The organism is Parafrankia sp. Ea1.12 (assembly GCF_900465275.1).
GTDB lineage: Bacteria > Actinomycetota > Actinomycetes > Frankiales > Frankiaceae > Parafrankia > Parafrankia soli.
The window spans coordinates 1-6,337 of the sequence record NZ_UBIZ01000587.1 but is presented as its reverse complement, the minus strand read 5'-3'; the positions used below and the strand labels follow the sequence as shown (position 1 = coordinate 6,337).

The window sequence follows — 6,337 nt, the reverse complement described above, 5'->3', positions numbered from 1 at the left end:
CCTCGATGGGGTCGCCGAGTTTGGTGCCCGTGCCGTGGGCCTCGATGGCGTCGACGTCGTCCGGGGTGAGGCGGGCGGCGCTGAGCGCGGCGCGGATCACCCGCTGCTGCGACGGCCCGTTCGGCGCGGTGAGCTGACTGCTCGTGCCGTCGGAGTTCACCGCGCTGCCGCGGATCACAGCCAGCACCCGATGGCCGTTCGCCCGCGCGTCCGAAAGCCGCTCCAGCAGCAGCAGCCCCACCCCCTCTGCGAGGCTGAACCCGTCGGCGGTGGCCGCGAACGGCTTGCACCGCCCGTCCGGGGCCAGCGCACCCTGCCGGCTGAACTCGACGAAGCTGCGCGGCGTCGGCATGATCGTGACGCCGCCGGCCAGCGCGAGGGAGCACTCGCCGCCGCGCAGCGCCTGCCCGGCCAGGTGGATGGCGACCAGTGACGACGAGCAGGCGGTGTCGATGGAGACCGACGGCCCCTCCAGCCCCAGCACATAGGAGATGCGCCCGGACGCCACGCTGCCGGTGCCACCGATCAGCAGGTGACCCTCGTACCCGCGAGCCGCCGGTTCACCCGGGCCCGGGCCGTAGTCGGCCGTGATCACCCCGGCGAACACACCCGTCCGGCTGCCCCGCAGCGAGACCGGATCGATGCCGGCGCGTTCGACGGCCTCCCAGGCGGTCTCCAGCAGCAGCCGCTGCTGCGGGTCGGTGGCCGCGGCCTCCCGCGGGGACATCCCGAAGAACTCCGCGTCGAAGTCCGCCGCGTCGTGCAGGAAGCCGCCCGCCCGGGCGTAGGACGTGCCGGGCCGCGCCGGGTCCGGGTCGTAGAGCTCGGCGAGGTCCCAGCCGCGGTCGGTCGGCAGGTCGCCGACCGCGTCCGTGCCCGTGGCGACGAGATCCCACAGCTCCTCGGCGGAGCGCACGCCCCCGGGATAGCGGCAACTCATCCCGATCACGGCGATCGGTTCACAGGCCGCGTCCTCGGCGGACCGCAGGCGGGCGCGGGCGGTGCGCAGATCGGCCGTCGCCCGCCGCAGGTATTCCCGCAGCTTGTCCTCGTTGGTGCTCACGTGGCCTCGTTCCTCCTGCAGCTGTGCCGGTGCGCGCGCCCGGCCGGACGGCGGTGGCCGGCGCGGGCGGTGCGGCAGGTACGGTCTGCGCGGTCTGCGCGGGGATCGGTCGGTGCTTTCAGGTGCCGGGCGAGGTGAGCTCGTCGTCGAGCGCCGCGAACAGTTCGTCGTCGGTGGCCGAGGTGAGGTCGGCGGGCAGCTCGGCGGCGCTGTCGCCGGAGACGCTGCGCAGCAGCGCGGTCAGCCGGTCGGCGACGGCGGTGTGACCCGGGCCGTCCGGCGGGTCGTCCGCCAGCGTGCGGGTCAGCGACCGTTCCAGGTCGTCGAGCTGGGCCAGCAGACCCGCGGTCGTGGCCGCGGTGTCCGATGATCCGTCCGCGGTGGACGTGGGCTCCGCGTCCCGGCTGGCGGCCGCGATCGCGGCCGCCAGCCGGGACCTCAGGTGTTCCGCGAGCGCCCGCGGGGTCGGGTGGTCGAAGGTCAGGGTGGGCGGCAGGCGCAGCCCGGCGGCGGTGCCGAGCTGGTTGCGCAGCTCCACTGCGGTCAGCGAGTCGAATCCGGCCGCGAGGAAGCCGCGGTCGGGCTCGATCGTCTCCGGCTCGCCGTGGCCGAGGATGCCGGCGGCGATCCGGCGGACCAGGGCCAGCAGCAGGCGGCTCTGCTCGACTTCGGAACGGCCCGCCAGCTCGGCGACCAGCGAGTTCCCGGCCGATGCCGGCGCCGCGCCGGACCCGTTCGCCGCCGGTTCCGACGCGGACCCGGCGCGGGGGCGGCCGGCTGGCGCCCGTCGCGGCCGTGTCCGGACCAGCTCGCGCAGCATCGTCGGGGGCGTGCCCGCGGCGAGCCGGCGCGACGAGATCCGGGCCGGGACGAGGAGCGCCTCGGGGGCGTCGAACGCGGCGTCGAGCAGGGCGAGGCCGGTGTCGGTGTCCAGGGGCGCCAGCCCGCCGCGGCCGAGCCGCTCGATGTCGGTGCTGCGCAGGTGCGCGGTGAGCCCACCGCCGCCGGTCGCCGTCTCGCCTGCGCCGGGCTGGCCCGCGGCCCGCCCGTCCGCGGCCGGCGCGGTCCCGAGTCCCTGTGCCCACAGGCCCCAGGCGAGGCAGACCGCGGGCAGGCCCCGGGCTTGGCGGTGCTGCGCGAGCGCGTCCAGGAACGTGTTGGCGGCGGCGTAGTTACCCTGGCCCGCGTTGCCCAGAATGCCCGCGACCGACGAGTAGAGGACGAACGCCGACAGGTCCAGGCCGGCGGTGAGCCGGTGCAGGTGCCAGGCGGCGTCCACCTTCGGTCGCAGGGCGGTCTCGACCTGCTCGGGTGTGAGCGAGGTGAGGACCGCGTCGTCGAGGACTCCCGCGGTGTGTACGACGGCGGTCAGCGGGTGCTCGTCGGGCACGGCGGCGAGGACCGCCGAGACGCCCGCCGGATGGGCGGTGTTGGCGGCTATCACCGTGACCTGCGCGCCGAGCTCGGTCAGCTCGGCGAGTAGTTCCCGCGCTCCCGGAGCCTGCGGCCCGCGCCGGCTGACGAGCAGCAGGTGCCGCACGCCGTGCCGGGTGACCAGGTGCCGGGCGGCGAGCCGACCGAGCGTCCCCGTCCCACCGGTGACGAGCACCGTGCCGTCCGGGTCGCGTTCGACAGACACGGTGAGAACCAGCTTCCCGGTGTGCCGGGCCGCCTGCAGTGTCCGCAGCGCCGTCGGGGCGTGCCGGATGTCGTGCCCCACCACGGGCAGCGGCGGCAGCACCTCCCGCTCGAACAGCCCGGTCAGCTCGGCGAGCAGCTCCGCTATGCGGTCCGGGTCGACGGTGAGGAGATCGAACGCCTGGTAGCGCACGCCGGGATGGGCCGCGGCGACGGCGTCGGGGTCGCGCAGGTCGGTCTTGCCCATCTCCACGAGGCGACCACCGGGAGCGAGCAGCCGCAGCGAGGCGTCGGTGAACTCGTGGGCGAGCGCGTTGAGTACGACGTCGACCCCCCGCCCGCCGGTGGCGTCCCGCAGCCGGGACTCGAACTCCAGCGTCCGCGAGTTCGCCACCCGGGCCGGGGCGACGCCCGCCTTGACCAGCACACCCCACTTGGCCGGGCTCGCCGTGGCGTAGACCTCGGCTCCGAGGTGACGCGCGAGCGCGACCGCGGCCGTGCCGACGCCACCGGTCGCCGCGTGGATGAGCACCCTGTCGCCGCTGCGCAGGCCGCCGAGGTCGAGCAGGCCGTACGCGGCGGTCAGGTAGGCGACCGGCGCGCCCGCCGCCTGCGCGAACGACCAGCCGGGCGGGATCCGGGTGAGCAGCCGGCGGTCGACGACCGCGCGTGAGCCGATCACCCCCGGGACGAGCCCCATCACCCGGTCGCCGGGGGAGAGGCCGGTGACCTCCGGGCCGGTCTCGACGACGATGCCCGCCCCCTCGGCGCCGAGCTCGGCCTCGCCCGGGTAGACGCCCAGCGCGATGAGCACGTCGCGGAAGTTGAGGCCGACCGCCCGCAGCGCGACCCGGACCTGGCCGGCGGCCAGCGGCGCGTCGGCCGCGGGGAAGGGCACCAGAGCCAGCGTGTCCAGCGTCCCGCGGGTGGTGACGTCGAGTCGCCATGCCGCCGTGCCGTCGGCCGTCCCGTCCGCGGACCCGGCGGGGATGGCGAGCGTCTCCCCACGGTCGCGTCGGGCCAGCCGCGGCACGCGCGCCTGCCCGCCGCGCAGGGCGAGCTGCGGTTCGTCGGCGGCGAGTGCCGCTGCGACGGCCCCGGCGAACGCGGTACGCGAGTCGGGGTGGTTGTCGAGGTCGACCAGCAGGACACGGCCGGGATGTTCCGTCTGCGCCGAGCGCGCCAGCCCCCACACCCCGGCCGCACCGAGGTCGTCCACCGGCTCGCCGGCGTCGGTCCCGACCGCGCGCGAGGTCACCAGGACCAGCCGGGTGTCGGCGAACCGCTCGCCGGCGAAGGGCTCGGTCGCGAGCCACGACTGCAGCAGGGCCAGAGCGTCGGTCGTCGTCCGCCGCGTCCCGTCGGCGGTCGACCGTTCGGTGTCGCCCGTCGACACGAGCGTCACCACCACGGCCGTCGGCACCTCGCCGGAGAGGCTGTCCGCACCCGCACCCGCACCCGCAGCGGCAGCGGCAGCGGTCTCGGCCTCGTCGACATCGGTATCGGCGGTGGTCGTGGTGGCCGCGGCGAGGACGGCGAGATCCGGGTGCCGCTCGGCGGCGGAGCCGCGCTGCCCGTCGCCGTCCGTGACGAGACCGGCCAGATCGAGCGGGTCCGGCCCGACCAGGGCCCAGCGGACCGCGGCGGTCGTGCCGGCCGCCCGCACGCCGGCGTCCGCCCCGGCGGGTGTGGCCGAAGGGACCGGCGGCAGCGTGCGCCAGCGCACGGAGAACAGCGCGTCCGCCGCCTCGGTGGCCGTCCCGCCGAGGCGTTCCACCGCTGTCGGGCGCAGGGCCAGGGTGGCGATCTCCGCCACCGGCCTGCCGGCCGGGTCGTAGACAGCGATGCGTACCCGGTCCGGTGCGGTCGGGCTGATGCGTACCCGCAGCTCGTCGGCCCCGACAGTGTGCAGCGCCACGGCGGACCAGGCGAACGGCAGCGATGGCGGTGCCGCCGGGTCCGCCGCCAGGAGACCGACGACCGGGTGTAGAGCCGCGTCGAGCAGCGCCGGATGCAGAGTGAAGCCGGCGGGGGGTCCGGCCTCGGCCGGCAACGCGACCTCGGCCAGCAGATCGTCGCCGTGTCGCCACACGCGCCGCAGGCCGCGGAACGCCGGGCCGTAGCCGTAGCCGCGATCGGCCAGCCGTTCGTACAGGTCGTCGAGGTCGACGGCGACGGCGTCGGCCGGCGGCCAGGCCGTGCCGTGCCCGCCGTTCGCCTGGGCGGCAGGGACGGTCGGGGCGGCGAGGGCACGGCCGGGGGATGACGTGTCCGCCCCGGGCGGGGACGTCTGGTCGACCGTGCCCTCGCCGGCCGGCGCGAGCACCCCGGTCGCGTGCCGCGTCCACGGCGCCGTGGTGTGGGCGTCCGGCTCGCCGCGCTCGCCGGCCGGCCGGCCGAAGATGGAGACACCGCGCCGACCTGTCCCGTCCGGCGCATCCACCCTCACCTGCAGCTGGACGTCCACCTCGGTCGGCAGCACCAGCGGGGCCTCGAGGGTGAGCTCCTCGAGGATCTCGGGGGCCCCGGCCGCGGCGACCTCCCCGGCCGCTCCCGCGGCCGCGGGCCGGTGCTTTTCGGCGACTGCCCGCCCGGCATGCAGCGCGAGTTCGAGCAGGGCGGTGCCGGGAAGCAGCACCGTGTCGCCGACCGCGTGGTCGGCGAGCCACGGCTGCTCGGCGAGTGACACCCGGCCCGTCAACGCCACCGCGTCCGAGCCGGCGAGCTCCACCGTTGCGGCCAGCAGGGGATGGTCGGCGCCGCGCAGCCCGGCCGCTGCCAGATCGGCCAGGGCAGTGGGGACCGTCAGCCAGAGACGCCGGCGCTGGAACGGGTAGGTGGGCAGGTCGAGCGTTCGCCGCCGGTCCGAGGCAGGCAGCGCCCTGGCCCAGTCGGCGGGCGCCGCCTGGGTGTGGTGGATCGCGAGGTTGTCCAGGAACCGTCGCATGCCGCCGTCGTCGCGCCGCAGCGTCCCGACGATGCTGACCGAGCGCTGGTCGGTGGACCCGCCCGTGCCGTTCGGTCCGCCCGCTCCGTTCGGTCCACCGGGCGTGTTCGTCCCGTCGGCGTCGTCGCCGCCCGGCTCGACGGTGTGGTCGATGGCGGGGGTGAGGACGGGGTGCGGGCTGACCTCGACGAAGTGCGCGTAACCGGCGCGGGCCAGCGCCGCGATGACCGGGTGGAACTCGACGGTGTCGCGCAGGTTGTCGTACCAGTAGTCGGCGGTCAGGCCGGTGGTGTCGAAAGGCTGCTCGCCCGCCGCGGTGTGGCCGGCGACCGTGGAGAAGAACGGGATCGAGGCGGCGCGCGGCGTGATGTCGGCGAGCGTCTCCAGCAGCGTCTCCCGCAGCGTCTCCACGTGGGCCGAGTGCGACGCGTAGTCGACCGGGATGGGCTTGGCGTTGACGCCGCTCGCGCGGAACCGGGCGAGCGCCTCCCCGGCGGCCTCGGTGTCGCCGGAGACGACGGTGGCCGCGGGACCGTTCGCCGCCGCGATGTCGAGCCGTCCCCGCCATTCGGTCAGGGCCGTGTTGACCTGGTGGGCGGGGAGGGGGATGGAGATCATGGTGCCGGTGCCGGCGAGGTGGCGTAGGGCTTGGGCGCGCAGGGTGACGATTTTGGCGGCGTCGGTGAGGG

At 76.1% G+C, this 6,337-nt stretch carries 2 protein-coding genes; both read right to left on the bottom strand.

All coding sequences use genetic code 11. From position 1 onward, the window contains the following. Positions 1-1,063 (bottom strand): beta-ketoacyl synthase N-terminal-like domain-containing protein (locus FMEAI12_RS32390; protein WP_200835486.1); only part of this gene is annotated, 1,063 nt, incomplete at its 3' end. 118 nt (positions 1,064-1,181) lie between these two features. After that, positions 1,182-6,337, bottom strand: a 5,156-nt coding sequence (locus tag FMEAI12_RS32385; protein WP_146776822.1) for an SDR family NAD(P)-dependent oxidoreductase, incomplete at its 5' end; no start/stop codon positions are given.